This is a genomic window from Streptococcus sp. HMSC034E12, assembly GCF_001835915.1.
Taxonomy (GTDB): Bacteria; Bacillota; Bacilli; order Lactobacillales; family Streptococcaceae; genus Streptococcus; species Streptococcus vaginalis.
The window spans coordinates 1-12,593 of sequence record NZ_KV826429.1; the positions used below are offsets into that span (position 1 = coordinate 1).

Genomic DNA, 12,593 nt, shown 5'->3' on the forward strand with positions numbered 1-12,593 from the left:
TAGGGGATTTACCCACTACAAATATTATAGAGCCAAATATAGTTGTCTAGAAAATATTAGAAAGGCTATCTCATGCACATTCACTATAACACAAATCAGACAACTTTGCCACTAGAACTTGCTTGTGTCTTACCCCAAGGCCACATCGTCTTCACTATCGAAAAGGTCGTCAATGCACTAGAAGACGGTCAGTTTCAGTCTTTCTACATGATTTTGGTCGCCCTTCCTATCACCCAAAGTTACTTCTGTCTGCCCTCCTCTTTGCTTATTCCCAAGGAAGTTTCTCTGGTTGTAAGATTGAAAAGATGATAACAGAAAATCTAGCCATGCAGTACTTGATAGGGCAGTTGGTTATCAGCTACCGGACCATCAACCGTTTCCGTGTAGCTGCCGGGATGGAAAATCTGCTGCGAGAACTCTTTATCGAACTCAACCTTCAGTTGAAAATGGAAAAGTTGGTAACACTTGATGGTCTCTACATTGATGGTACTAAGATTGAGGCCAACGTCAATAAGTACAGTTTCGTTTGGAAGAAAGCGACAGAGAGATTCTCCGCTAAACTTCAAGAACAGATGCAGGTCTATTTCCAAGAAGAAATCACGCCTCTTATCCATCAAGCCATTGAAGTGGATACACAAGAGCCCATCTCCTCAGAACAGTTGACTGAGTTCGCTCAACTTCTTGAAGAAGAATTGGCTGGACTGAGCCAAGACATTGAGGAAACACCAGTTAAAGGTAAGGACGATCGTAAGACCAAACGCCGCAAGCTCAAGAAAGTCCTGCGTAAAGTCAAGGATGACTTTTCAGTGCGGGCCGAAAAATGTGAGATTTATCAAGAGACCTTCCAAGGTCGAAAGAGTTTTTCTAAGACGGATCATGATGCGACTTTCATGAGAATGAAAGAAGATCTTATGAGAAATGGACAACTCAAACCTGGCTACAACCTACAAATCGCTACTGAAAATTAGTTCGTCCTTCACTATGACATCTATCCAAATCCAACAGATACCAGAACGCTCTTGCCTTTTTTAGAAACATATCCACATGAGTTAAAAAGGGTTGTCGCCGATGCGGGATACGGCAGCGAGGAGAATCTTCTCACCTTGGATAGGATGGGCGTTGACCACTAGATTAAATATGGTCTTTTTGACAAGGAACAGAATAAAAAACACAAAGAATCTAATAGGAATTTGGATAACTAGACTTACGATGGAACAGCTGATTTCTACACCCATCTAGAGGGTTGGGTATACCAATTTGACCACCTCAAACACAGCCATATCACGACAGGTTTCAAGCAGAAAATCAGGGTTTATAAGGCAGAACAACCTGACTTGGCTTCGCAAAAGGGACTTTACGTCAATGAGCGATATCAAGTCTTAAAACGAAAAGAAAGCCAAGCGCTTTTGTCTGACGAAGGCAGTCACATCTTTGCCCAAGTAAAGTTGATGTGGAACCTGTCTTTGGTCAGATAAAGGCTTGTTTGGGGGACAAACGATGTAATCTCAGAGGCAGACGTCAGGTTAAAATTGACATGGGCTTGGTTCTCATGGCCAATAACCTACTGAAATATAACAAGAAATTAACTAAAAACTAAAAGAGAGACTTACACCAAATGTGAATCTCTCTTTTATTAGCTGAGAAATCTTTTTGTCTCAGGCTATTTTTCTTTTTGTTCAATATAATTGTAGCGGGGAGATGCCAGCGAATATTGAAATAGAGGTGAAACAATTTGCTTTTCTTTTTTATATTCAAATGTCGCTGGCTGATTTGTTATCAATTTCTTGAATCATATGTTACATTCTGGAGAGATCTGAAATTTTATAAATATTATGTTAGAAATTATTATATTTTAATAGTAATGTTACCCGTGGTGCTAGTTAAGTTCAAAATAGCTCAAATTATAAGTCAATAGGATTTGTTCAATCCTCAACTGTAGTCCAACTATTCCTCTGGCAAAGGTGTGTTCCATATCAAAGAGAGCACATAACTCAGAAAAGCGCGTTTCAATGGTTCGCCTCATAGCCAATAATCTCCAGTTATTATGCTGGCTCGCGCTTCCCATATTCTGACGTAAGGGCGTCCATAAATGATACCCTCTCTGTTTCAACCGATATTTAAGAGCCTGGCTGATATACCCTAAATCTGCTAAAATCACAGATTGTTGGCAGCCTTCCAATAAATCCTCCACCACTTTGATATCATGAACAGAAGCTGACGTGACAATATAGTTCAGAATATGACCAGATAAGGTAACGAGTATGTGAACTTTGAAACCATAGAACCATAAGTGTTTTGACGCATTGTAGCCAATGTCTGCCAATCCTTCGAAAATACTTGCTCTATGGTTACGAACAGACTGACAAAGTGGTAGGGGAAAACTGTCTACGATGGCAATCGTATCGGAGGAGATTTGGTTATTCATCGCCTGACGAATGAGTTGTAGCAACCAAATCAACTGCCTTGAACGACGATTGAAGCGACTTATTTCCAGCAGTCGGCTACAGGGAAATAGTTGGCAGATTCGGTGAAAATGACGTTGAGATTTGATTCCTAGTTCAGCTTGCAATAGCAGTAAGACTAATAGAGATTCATCTGAAACTTTTGACAGGCTGACATTATGACGATGTTTCAATGAATCAGGGCAATAATCCCGATAAAGCTGATGACAAATTTTTGATAATTGCTTCATATTCCATTGTAAATGATGGGATTTAGCGGTATACTGTAAGTGGCTCATTTGGATAACCTCCTGTTTGTTTCGTCACTTACAGTATAGTCTTTTTGGGCTTTTTATGGTGTTTTGAGGTTAACTAGCACCACGGGTTAATGTTATTTTTTAATATTAGAGATTTGTACCAAGTTTGAATTAGAATGACATGTTTTGTTAAAGTAGCCATTCGGTATTTAGTTATTGGGGGATATTGGCAAATAGCTATAGAGAGTATTTATCAACGTGATAAAAAATAGATATGGATAAGAAATTTAATTTATGTTATGATATAAGTGTAATAAAGGAGAGAAAATGCAGAATAACTTACTGGTATTACAGTCAGATTTTGGTTTGGTAGATGGGGCTGTATCGGCAATGGTCGGTGTGGCCTTAGAGGAATCCCCAACGTTAAAAATACATCATTTGACTCATGATATTACGCCTTATAATATTTTTGAGGGAAGCTATCGTTTGTTTCAAACGGTGAATTATTGGCCGGAAGGGACAACGTTTGTCTCCGTTGTGGATCCAGGCGTTGGTTCGAAGCGGAAAAGCGTGGTTGCCAAAACTGTACAAAATCAGTATATTGTCACGCCAAATAATGGGACACTTTCTTTTATCAAGAAACATGTGGGAATTCTAGCGATTCGTGAGATTTCGGAGGTGGAAAATCGCCGAAAAAATACGGAGCATTCTTATACGTTTCATGGTCGTGATGTTTATGCTTATACTGGTGCGAAGTTAGCAAGCGGACACATTACTTTTGAAGAAGTGGGCCCAGAATTAAGTATAGATGAAATTGTAGAAATTCCTGTTGCAGAAACGACAATTGGGAATGATTTTGTTAGTGGGGCTATTGATATTTTAGATGTTCGTTTTGGTTCGCTATGGACGTCTATTACACGTGAGGAATTTTATACTCTTAGTCCTGAATTTGGTAATCGGTTTGAGGTCACGATTTATAATAACGATATGCTGGTCTATCAGAACCAGGTGACTTATGGGAAATCTTTTGCGGATGTACGGATTGGTCAGCCGATTTTGTATATCAATTCTCTTTATCGTGTTGGTCTGGCGATCAATCAGGGGTCTTTTGCGAAGGCCTATAATGTAGGAGTCGGAGCGCAATGGAGTATTGAAATCAAGCGGATTGAAAAATAAATAATAAAGGAGATTATTATGAAAAATAATTCAATAAGAAGTGTTGTCGCAACGGGTATTGGAGCAGCCCTCTTCGTCGTTATTGGAATGATTAGTATTCCCACTCCTGTGCCAAATACCAGCATTCAATTGCAGTATGCTTTGCAGGCCTTATTTAGCGTGATTTTTGGTCCGGTTGTTGGATTTTTAACGGGCTTCATCGGGCATGCCTTAAAAGATTCTTTGCAATATGGAAATCCTTGGTGGTCATGGGTCATTGCCAGCGGTTTGTTTGGTTTGATTATTGGGCTGTTTCGGAAAAGACTCCGTGTTATGCAAGGTATTTTTGAAGCAAAAGATATTGTATCGTTCAATGTAATTCAACTGTTGGCCAATGCTGTGGTGTGGATTGTCATTGCGCCGCTTGGTGATATTTTGATTTACAATGAGCCTGTAAACAAAGTGTTTGTACAGGGCTTTGTTGCAACGATTTCTAATGGTTTGACCGTTGCTATTGCAGGGACAGCGCTTTTGCTGGCTTATGCCCGCACGCAAACCAAATCAGGAAGTTTGAAAAAAGATTAGTGACAGGAAGCGGGAGTGAGATGGAGCGAAGGTTTGAAAATGTTTTTTCCTATTCTCACCACTGCGTCTTATAATTCTGATGACTATATAAACAAAGGAGCTGAGCATTTTTGCCTCAGTTTCTTACTTTATAATGGCAAAATGCCCTATGATGGAGCTTTTCATTTGCTTTTTAAGCTTAAGAAAGCACCTAATACGGAAAATATTGTCTGGGTAAGCTTTCTGAGGCTCAGACGGAGTAAACTAGTTTTGGTGCATGTCGTCCGAGGCTCAGACGGAGCAAATTGATTTTGGTTCATGTCATCCGAGGCTCAGACGGAGCAAACTGATTTTAGTTCATGTTATCTGAGGGTCGGACAGAAGAAACGAGTTTTTGTTTGTCCCATCGACCGGGTCGACAGTTTCAATGAGTTTTGGTTTGTTTCGTCGACTGGGTCGATAGTCTCAATGAGTTTTGGTTTGCTCCGTCGCCCGAGTCGATAGTCTCAACGAGCTTTAGTTTACTTCGTCGACTGGGTCGCCCGTCTCAACAAGTTTTGGTTTACTCCGTCGCCCGGGTCGATAGTCTCAATGAGTTTTGGTTTGTCCCGTCGACCGAGTCGATACTTTTAATGAGTTTTAGTTTGCTTCGTTGACTGGGTCGATAGTCTCAACGAGTTTTGGTTTACTCCGTCGACCGAGTTGAGCATTTTAACCATTGTCGCACTTTCTCATTAACCGTGTAGGGGCGGCAAGAAGCTGAACTCTTTTTGTTTGGTCAGATTCTTTTTCACGTTCAAGATTTAATTTTGCGGCAGGTGTAGCGGACTTCAAAATTGATTTTCATCTTATTTTCTTTTGTGCTACAATAGAGTGAGTAAGTACAAGAGGAGAAGTGGATGATTTTAGAGGAATTTGATGAAAATCGTCAGGCGATTATCAATCCAGAAGATTTGGTGGAGGCGCTACCGGATTTTCCAGAAACAGTGGTGTCTTGCTTTGCCCGTGAGACCTTTAAGCGCATGCTGGCTGATTTTCAGCATGAGCTATTGACCTCCATTTCCATGGCAAATATTGAAATTCCCATTTACAAGATTGTTATAAAAGGTAAGGCAATCGCCGTGTTCAATTCACCAGTAGGGGCAGCTGCCTGTATCGCCATTTTGGAAGATCTGATTGTCTTTGGAATGAAGAAGCTGGTTCTTTTTGGAACATGTGGTGTTTTAGATGAAATGATTAGGGAAACGTCTATTATCGTGCCCCATACTGCGATTCGTGATGAAGGGACCAGTTATCATTACCTGCCGGCTTCTGATGAGATAGAAGTAAATGTCGGTTTGCGGGATTTTTTACAGTCAATTTTAGCTGATAAAGGAATTTCTCATACAGTTGGAAAAGTTTGGACGACAGACGGTATTTATCGTGAAACAGCTGCGAAACTCCGTAAGCGAAAAGAAATGGGTGCTATTTGTGTAGATATGGAATGTTCAGCAGTTGCAGCTTTGGCAGCTTTTCGTGAGATTTCCGTTTGCCATTTCTTTTATGCGGCGGACCACTTATCAGAAGAAGCCTGGGATATGCGCAATTTAGCCAATCATGCAGACTTAGACGAAAAAGACAAAGTGGCTAACTTGGCGATTCAGATCGCCCTTGCTTTATAGAGAACATGCTATGAAAAAACCAATTATTCAATTTGAAAATTTTAGTTTTCAGTATCAAGCACAGACAGAACCAACCTTGAAAAATGTTGATTTGACGATTTATGAGGGAGAAAAGGTCTTAATCGTGGGGCCGTCTGGCTCGGGAAAGTCCACTCTTGGGCAATGCTTAAACGGAATTATTCCAACTATTTATCATGGAGAAATGACTGGGAATCTGTGGATTCAAGGGAAGTCGGCATTTGGCAGCAGTATTTATGATCTGTCCAACCTTGTCAGTACCGTCTTGCAAGACACAGACGGTCAGTTTATCGGGCTGAGTGTTGCAGAAGATTTGGCCTTTGCTTTGGAAAATGACATGGTGGATTTGCCGACGATGAGAGAAAAGGTTCATTTGTGGGCGGAGAAATTGGATTTGTCATCATTGTTGCACCAGCGCCCCCAAGACTTATCTGGTGGGCAGAAGCAGCGGGTCAGTTTGGCCGGGGTGCTGATTGACGAAAGTCCGATTTTGCTCTTTGATGAACCTTTGGCAAATTTAGATCCGAAGTCGGGACAGGATACGATTGAGCTGATTGACCAAATTCATGCGGAAGCAGGAACAACAACGATTGTTATCGAGCATCGTCTGGAAGATGTGCTGTATCGGTCTATTGATCGGATTGTCCTCATCAATGACGGACAAATTCTCTTTAACGGCAGTCCTGATAATCTGCTGCATACGCATTTATTAGCCGAAAATGGGATTCGAGAGCCACTTTATCTGACCACCTTGCGTCAGCTTGGTTTTCAGCTGGAAAATTCTGCACAGTTGGCAAATTTAGCTCAGATAGATGTCTCCGCTGTTCAGTTTTTGGGTGAAAAAGTTTCTATTCAAAAATCACAGGCACAGGATGATTTGCTGGAGTTGAAAAATGTCCAGTTTGCCTACGGTGAGAAAAAGGTTTTACAAGATATTGATTTTACAATCTCTAAAGGCGAAAAAATTGCCATTGTCGGGAAAAACGGTGCTGGAAAATCCACGTTAGCCAAAGCGCTCTGCCAGTTTATCGCAACAGAAGGAAGCTATACTTGGCAGGGAAGAGACATCAAAGGCGACTCCATTAAAGAGCGGGCAGAACGGATTGGTTACGTTTTGCAAAACCCAAATCAGATGATTTCTACGACCATGATTTTTGATGAGGTTGCTTTAGGCTTGAAGTTGCGTGGGATTGCAGAAAATGAGATAAAAGAGCGTGTATTGGCTGCGCTAAAAACCTGCGGTTTATATGAATTTCGGCAGTGGCCCATTTCTGCTCTGTCTTTTGGGCAAAAGAAGCGGGTGACCATTGCTTCGATTTTAGTGTTAAAACCAGAGATTATCCTTTTAGATGAGCCAACGGCTGGCCAAGATCAGCGCAATTACACAGAAATCATGAATTTCTTAGATGAATTGAACCAAAAAGGGCATACGATTATCATGATTACACATGATATGCAGCTGATGCTGGATTATTCTGACCGTGCGGTTGTGATGTTAGACGGAAAGATCTTGGCAGACAAAACACCGGCCGAAGTTTTGACAGATAAGACTTTGATTCAGGCAGCGAACCTCAAGGAAACGTCTATCTTTTCCTTGGCTGAGAAATTGGAAGTTGATCCGCTCGCTTTAACAGAATTTTATATGCAAGAAAGGGGGGAAAACCATGCTTAATCAACAAAAACTTATTGGTTACCATGCGGGAACGACCTTTTTGCATCGCCTATCCGGAGCGAGTAAGTTACTGTTTTTCATTTTGGTATCAACTGCAGCGATGATTAGTTACGATACTCGCTTGCTGCTGGTCATCGCGATTGGCTCACTCTTTCTTTTTAGAGTTTCGAACATTCATTTTAAAGATGTATCGTTTGTTTTGGCTTTTGCAGGTATTTTTGCCGCTTTGAATCTTATCATGGTTTATCTGTTTGCTCCTCAGTACGGAGTGGAGATTTATGGTCAACAGACGGTCTGGTTCAGCGGATTAGGCAGTTATACCGTGACTGCGCAGGAAATCTTTTATTTGTTTAATTTGTTCTTAAAATATCTCTGCACCATTCCTTTGGCGGTTATTTTTCTGATGACAACTCACCCAAGTCAGTTTGCATCCAGTTTGAATCAAATCGGAATTCCTTATAAAATTGCCTATTCTGTCAGTTTGACGCTGCGCTATATTCCTGACCTGCAGGAGGAATTTTACCTGATCAGAATGTCGCAAGAAGCGCGTGGTTTGGAATTGTCCAAAAAAGCAAAATTAAGCCAGCGCATCAAAGGGAACCTGCAAATCATTATTCCATTGATTTTTAGTTCGCTGGAACGGATTGATACGATTGCGACAGCTATGGAATTGCGGCGTTTTGGCAAAAATAAGAAGCGGACATGGTACACTTATCAGGCTTTTCAGAGGTTGGATATTGAAGTAATTGTACTGGCTGGTTTATTTTTATTATTCAGTCTATTACTCTTTGTCGTGAATCATGGTCGATTTTACAATCCTTGGCTATAAATGAGAATTGAAATGTACATAGGAGGAAGGAAATGATTGCATTGGTAACAGGAGCTTCAGCTGGTTTTGGTCAAGCTATTTGTCGTCGATTGGTGGCAGAAGGTCACCGAGTGATTGGTTCAGCGAGAAGATTGGGAAAGCTGACACAACTTCATCAGGAATTAGGTCTTGAAAATTTTTATCCGCTTCAAGTGGATGTGTCGGATACAAAAAGCGTGGATCAGGCCTTAGAAAGTTTGCCAGAGGATTGGCGAACGATTGATATTTTGGTCAACAATGCAGGCCTAGCATTGGGCTTAGACAAGGCTTATGAGGCAGATATGCAAGATTGGCTGACGATGATTCAGACCAATATTATTGGTTTGGTTTATCTAACACGTCAGATCCTACCGCAAATGGTAGAGCGAGATAGCGGATTGATTATCAATCTAGGTTCGACTGCTGGAACGGTTCCTTATCCAGGTGCCAACGTCTATGGAGCTAGTAAAGCATTCGTGAAGCAATTTTCTTTGAATTTACGTGCTGATTTGGCAGGACATCATATTCGTGTTACTAACATTGAACCTGGTCTTTGTGAGGGAACAGAATTTTCAAATGTCCGATTTAAAGGGGACGATCAACGAGCTGAAAAATTGTATGAAGGAGCTCATGCTATTCAGCCAATAGATATTGCCAATACTGTTGCTTGGATTGTTGGACAGCCTCCTCATGTCAATATTAACCGGATTGAAATCATGCCTGTTTCACAAACATTTGGAGCGCAGCCTGTTTTTCGAGAAGAATAGATGAGATAGAATGGGGAGAATATGACAGAAATAAACCTTTTGTTTTCAATCGATGATCGCTATGTCGAGCAATTTAAAACAACCTTGTATTCCGTTTACCTAAATTCACCGTCAGCTTTGCTGCATGTGTTTGTTTTGCAAAAAAAATTGTTAAAAAGGAATGTGGAGATTGAGGAATTTTGTGAGGCACTAGGAATCATCTATGAACCAGTCGTAATTGGGGAAAAAGCATTTGAGGACGCCCCCAGCACTGATCGGTATCCAGAAACAATCTACTATCGCTTGCTGGCACATGAATACCTTCCTAAAGACTTAGACAGAATTCTTTACCTAGACGCAGATATTTTATGTCTGAATGATATTTGTCCTCTTTATGAAATGGAGTTAGGAGCTTCTTTATATGCTGCGGCTAGTCATGGATCAGATGCCAATATGACAGATTTAGTCAATAAGATGCGTTTACAGAATTTTGAGGCAGAAAGTTACTATAATTCAGGAGTTTTACTTATGAATTTGACCAGCATTCGGAAAGAAGTGAAGCGTGAAGCTATTTTAGATTACATTGCTCAAAACAGTTTTAAACTCTTTTTACCGGATCAAGATGTGCTGAATGCTTTGTATGGACATTTGACAATTCAGATTCCAGATGAATTGTATAACTATGATGCACGCTACAATGTGCTATATTATGCTCGGAGTAAAGGAGAGTGGGACTTGGATTGGGTGATTGAGAACACCGTTTTTCTTCACTTTTGCGGTCGAGATAAGCCTTGGCTGAAAGAATACCACGGACGCTATGCCGCGCTTTACAAGCATTACCAACATCGCAGCCGAAAAGTTGGCAGATAAAAACGAAACCAACCAATTAAAATGGTTGGTTTTTCTTTTTATAACGGCCGTTTATTAGGAATTCCTGCTTTGCGTGGGTATTTATTGGGAGTTTCTTTTTTCTTGCCAACAACCGTGATATACCGCGGGTCGCCATTGGGGAGTTGGTAATGAATGTTTTTTTCGACTTTGCTGAAAAGAAGGCTAAGCGCGGTTTTTGCTTCTGTTAATTCCTCAGGAGCATTGCTAGCTTTGAGCGCTAAAAGACGCCCGCCAACTTTAAGAAAGGGAATGGTCAGCTCGGCTAAGATCTGCATACGAGCAACAGCGCGTGCAGTTACAATATCAAACTGGGCGCGGAAGTCTTTATCTTGAGCAAAATCTTCTGCCCGACCATGATAAAAATGAACGTTTTCCAAACCTAACTCGTCAGCCAAGTGATTTAAAAACAGAATACGCTTGTTTAGAGAGTCAATAATCGTCACATCTAATGCTGGATAGAGGATTTTCATCGGAAGACTCGGAAAACCTGCCCCTGCTCCAATATCCAATAGTTTGATGCTTTTGTTTTCAATCCGTCCCTGTAAAATTGGCGCAATGGAATCATAGAAATGCTTGAGATAGACTTCCTTTTTGTCAGTAATAGCTGTCAGATTGATGTTTTCATTCCATTCAACGAGCAGTTCAAAATAGTGTTCAAATTGCTTCTTTTGTCGGTCTGTGAGTTCAATTTGCTGCTGTTTTAAGAGTTCATAAAATTCTTCGGGTGTCATCATTTGTCCTTATTTGTATTTCTTATTTCTATTATACCAGATAATCAGAAGAGAATCTTCAAAATTTCTCTTGCTACAGAAGTCTAAATTTTTATTCTTTTAATTTTTCTGGTATAATGTCTATAATAAATTTAAAGGAGAATGATTATGTGGATGATTATTTTAGCCATTGTTGTAGTACTGATATTGTTTGTGATTGCTAGTTACAATGGTCTTGTCAAAAGTCGTATGCAAACCAAGGAAGCGTGGAGTCAAATTGATGTTCAGTTAAAACGTCGAAATGATTTGCTGCCAAACCTGATTGAAACAGTCAAAGGGTATGCTAAATATGAAGCATCAACGCTTGAAAAGGTAACAGAGCTTCGTCGTCAAGTGGCAGCTGCTACAACGCCAGCAGAAGCCATGAAAGCAAGTGATGCCTTGACGCGTCAAATTTCTGGCATTTTTGCAGTTGCAGAAAATTACCCAGAATTGAAAGCAAGTACGAACTTTGTAAAATTGCAAGAAGAATTGACTAATACTGAAAATAAAATTTCGTATTCTCGTCAACTTTATAATAGTGTAACAAGCAATTACAATGTGAAGCTGGAAATATTTCCAAGTAATATTATTGCCGGAATGTTTAGCTTTAAGCCGGCAGATTTCTTAGCTGTCCCAGAGGAAGAAAAATCCGTACCAAAAGTTGATTTTAGCGGTCTAGGTGACTAATATGCTTTTTGATCAAATTGCTAGTAATAAAAGACGAACGTGGGTTCTCTTAATTGCTTTTTTTGCTCTGTTAGCGATTATTGGTGCTGCGGTAGGGTATTTATGGTTAGATTCAACTCTCGGTGGTGTGATAATTGCCTTTATCATTGGCGGCATTTATGCTTTTAGCATGATTTTTCAGTCTACTGAGGTTGTCATGTCTATGAACGGTGCTCGCCAAGTCACTGAGGCTGAAGCTCCTGATTTGTACCATGTGGTAGAAGATATGGCGATGGTAGCGCAAGTTCCGATGCCACGGGTATATATTGTAGAGGATTCATCGCCTAATGCCTTTGCGACGGGCTCAAAGCCTGAAAATGCAGCAGTTGCTGCGACAACGGGTCTGTTAAATCTAATGAATCGTGAAGAATTGGAAGCTGTTATTGGACACGAAGTGAGTCACATTCGGAATTATGATATTCGAATTTCAACGATTGCAGTAGCGCTTGCTAGTGCGGTAACGATGTTATCGAGCTTGGCAGGGCGTATGATGTGGTTTGGTGGGAGTGGTCGCAGACGTGATAGCCGAGATAATGATAATGGTTTGGGCGTTCTAATGTTGATTTTATCGCTCGTTGCGATTATATTAGCTCCTTTAGCAGCCACTTTGGTTCAGTTGGCGATTTCTCGTCAACGTGAATTTTTGGCAGACGCTTCAAGTGTAGAATTAACGCGCAATCCGCAAGGGATGATTAACGCTCTCTTGAAATTAGAAAATAGCGAGCCGATGCACCACAAAGTTGATGACGCTAGTGCAGCTCTCTATATTAATGATCCGAAAAAAGAAGGTGGACTTCAAAAGCTATTTTACACTCATCCGCCGATTTCAGAGCGAGTGGAGCGCTTAAGAAAAATGTAAAAAG

14 protein-coding genes are annotated in these 12,593 nt (G+C 40.7%); 12 read left to right on the forward strand and 2 right to left on the reverse strand.

Annotation, left to right across the window (positions count from 1 at the left end):
- Positions 1-122: 122 nt before the first annotated feature.
- The 3 genes from HMPREF2574_RS11075 (at position 123) to HMPREF2574_RS11085 (ending at position 1,597) form a co-directional block, all read left to right on the forward strand.
- Complete coding sequence (locus HMPREF2574_RS11075) at positions 123-968, forward strand: transposase (protein WP_373878888.1); 846 nt, start codon at positions 123-125, stop codon at positions 966-968.
- A 51-nt stretch (positions 969-1,019) separates the two neighbouring features.
- On the forward strand, positions 1,020-1,130 hold the full coding sequence (locus tag HMPREF2574_RS11080) for a hypothetical protein (protein ID WP_373878889.1): 111 nt from the start codon (positions 1,020-1,022) through the stop codon (positions 1,128-1,130).
- Between the two features lie 320 nt (positions 1,131-1,450).
- Positions 1,451-1,597, forward strand: coding sequence for a transposase (locus HMPREF2574_RS11085; RefSeq protein ID WP_306806728.1), 147 nt, complete (start codon positions 1,451-1,453; stop codon positions 1,595-1,597).
- A 279-nt stretch (positions 1,598-1,876) separates the two neighbouring features.
- Here the strand turns inward: HMPREF2574_RS11085 and HMPREF2574_RS00950 are convergent, their stop codons facing one another.
- Positions 1,877-2,740 (reverse strand): IS982 family transposase, encoded by an 864-nt coding sequence (locus tag HMPREF2574_RS00950; RefSeq protein ID WP_070812062.1) that lies wholly within the window; start codon positions 2,738-2,740, stop codon positions 1,877-1,879.
- 285 nt (positions 2,741-3,025) lie between these two features.
- Between HMPREF2574_RS00950 and HMPREF2574_RS00955 the strand changes: the two genes are divergently transcribed.
- From HMPREF2574_RS00955 to HMPREF2574_RS00990, 7 genes are all read left to right on the forward strand, one after another.
- Positions 3,026-3,874, forward strand: coding sequence for an SAM hydrolase/SAM-dependent halogenase family protein (locus HMPREF2574_RS00955; protein WP_024052527.1), 849 nt, complete (start codon positions 3,026-3,028; stop codon positions 3,872-3,874).
- A 15-nt stretch (positions 3,875-3,889) separates the two neighbouring features.
- Positions 3,890-4,438 carry an ECF-type riboflavin transporter substrate-binding protein gene (locus HMPREF2574_RS00960; RefSeq protein WP_327083116.1) on the forward strand — a complete coding sequence of 183 codons (549 nt, stop codon included), beginning with the start codon at positions 3,890-3,892 and terminating at the stop codon, positions 4,436-4,438.
- Positions 4,439-5,316: 878 nt separating this feature from the next.
- The gene (locus tag HMPREF2574_RS00970; RefSeq protein ID WP_070812064.1) at positions 5,317-6,078 is read left to right on the forward strand and encodes a nucleoside phosphorylase; all 762 of its coding nucleotides are present in this window, start codon (positions 5,317-5,319) and stop codon (positions 6,076-6,078) included.
- 10 nt (positions 6,079-6,088) lie between these two features.
- Positions 6,089-7,768, forward strand: coding sequence for an ABC transporter ATP-binding protein (locus tag HMPREF2574_RS00975; protein ID WP_070812065.1), 1,680 nt, complete (start codon positions 6,089-6,091; stop codon positions 7,766-7,768).
- Positions 7,761-8,597, forward strand: a complete 837-nt coding sequence (locus tag HMPREF2574_RS00980) for an energy-coupling factor transporter transmembrane component T family protein (RefSeq protein WP_070812066.1) — start codon at positions 7,761-7,763, stop codon at positions 8,595-8,597. The genes HMPREF2574_RS00975 and HMPREF2574_RS00980 overlap by 8 nt, the downstream gene beginning before the upstream one ends.
- Positions 8,598-8,629: 32 nt before the next feature.
- Positions 8,630-9,382, forward strand: coding sequence for an SDR family oxidoreductase (locus HMPREF2574_RS00985; RefSeq protein ID WP_024052521.1), 753 nt, complete (start codon positions 8,630-8,632; stop codon positions 9,380-9,382).
- A 21-nt stretch (positions 9,383-9,403) separates the two neighbouring features.
- On the forward strand, positions 9,404-10,231 hold the full coding sequence (locus tag HMPREF2574_RS00990; RefSeq protein WP_070812067.1) for a glycosyltransferase family 8 protein: 828 nt from the start codon (positions 9,404-9,406) through the stop codon (positions 10,229-10,231).
- Between the two features lie 38 nt (positions 10,232-10,269).
- Here HMPREF2574_RS00990 and rsmG read toward each other — a convergent pair whose 3' ends face one another.
- Positions 10,270-10,983, reverse strand: coding sequence for a 16S rRNA (guanine(527)-N(7))-methyltransferase RsmG (gene rsmG / locus HMPREF2574_RS00995; RefSeq protein WP_024052519.1), 714 nt, complete (start codon positions 10,981-10,983; stop codon positions 10,270-10,272).
- 147 nt (positions 10,984-11,130) lie between these two features.
- Between rsmG and HMPREF2574_RS01000 the strand changes: the two genes are divergently transcribed.
- Both HMPREF2574_RS01000 and htpX read left to right on the forward strand, forming a co-directional pair.
- The gene (locus HMPREF2574_RS01000; RefSeq protein ID WP_024052518.1) at positions 11,131-11,691 is read left to right on the forward strand and encodes a LemA family protein; all 561 of its coding nucleotides are present in this window, start codon (positions 11,131-11,133) and stop codon (positions 11,689-11,691) included.
- 1 nt (position 11,692) lies between these two features.
- Entirely contained in the window at positions 11,693-12,589 is an 897-nt protein-coding gene (gene htpX, locus HMPREF2574_RS01005) for a zinc metalloprotease HtpX (RefSeq protein ID WP_024052517.1), read from the forward strand.
- Positions 12,590-12,593: the final 4 nt, after the last annotated feature.

Coding starts and splice junctions, on each gene's coding strand:
- HMPREF2574_RS00950 (WP_070812062.1), bottom strand. CDS start 2,740: ATGAGCCACTTACAGTATACCGCTAAATCCCATCATTTACAATGGAAT.
- HMPREF2574_RS00955 (WP_024052527.1), top strand. CDS start 3,026: ATGCAGAATAACTTACTGGTATTACAGTCAGATTTTGGTTTGGTAGAT.
- HMPREF2574_RS00970 (WP_070812064.1), top strand. CDS start 5,317: ATGATTTTAGAGGAATTTGATGAAAATCGTCAGGCGATTATCAATCCA.
- HMPREF2574_RS00975 (WP_070812065.1), top strand. CDS start 6,089: ATGAAAAAACCAATTATTCAATTTGAAAATTTTAGTTTTCAGTATCAA.
- HMPREF2574_RS00980 (WP_070812066.1), top strand. CDS start 7,761: ATGCTTAATCAACAAAAACTTATTGGTTACCATGCGGGAACGACCTTT.
- HMPREF2574_RS00985 (WP_024052521.1), top strand. CDS start 8,630: ATGATTGCATTGGTAACAGGAGCTTCAGCTGGTTTTGGTCAAGCTATT.
- HMPREF2574_RS00990 (WP_070812067.1), top strand. CDS start 9,404: ATGACAGAAATAAACCTTTTGTTTTCAATCGATGATCGCTATGTCGAG.
- rsmG (WP_024052519.1), bottom strand. CDS start 10,983: ATGACACCCGAAGAATTTTATGAACTCTTAAAACAGCAGCAAATTGAA.
- HMPREF2574_RS01000 (WP_024052518.1), top strand. CDS start 11,131: ATGTGGATGATTATTTTAGCCATTGTTGTAGTACTGATATTGTTTGTG.
- htpX (WP_024052517.1), top strand. CDS start 11,693: ATGCTTTTTGATCAAATTGCTAGTAATAAAAGACGAACGTGGGTTCTC.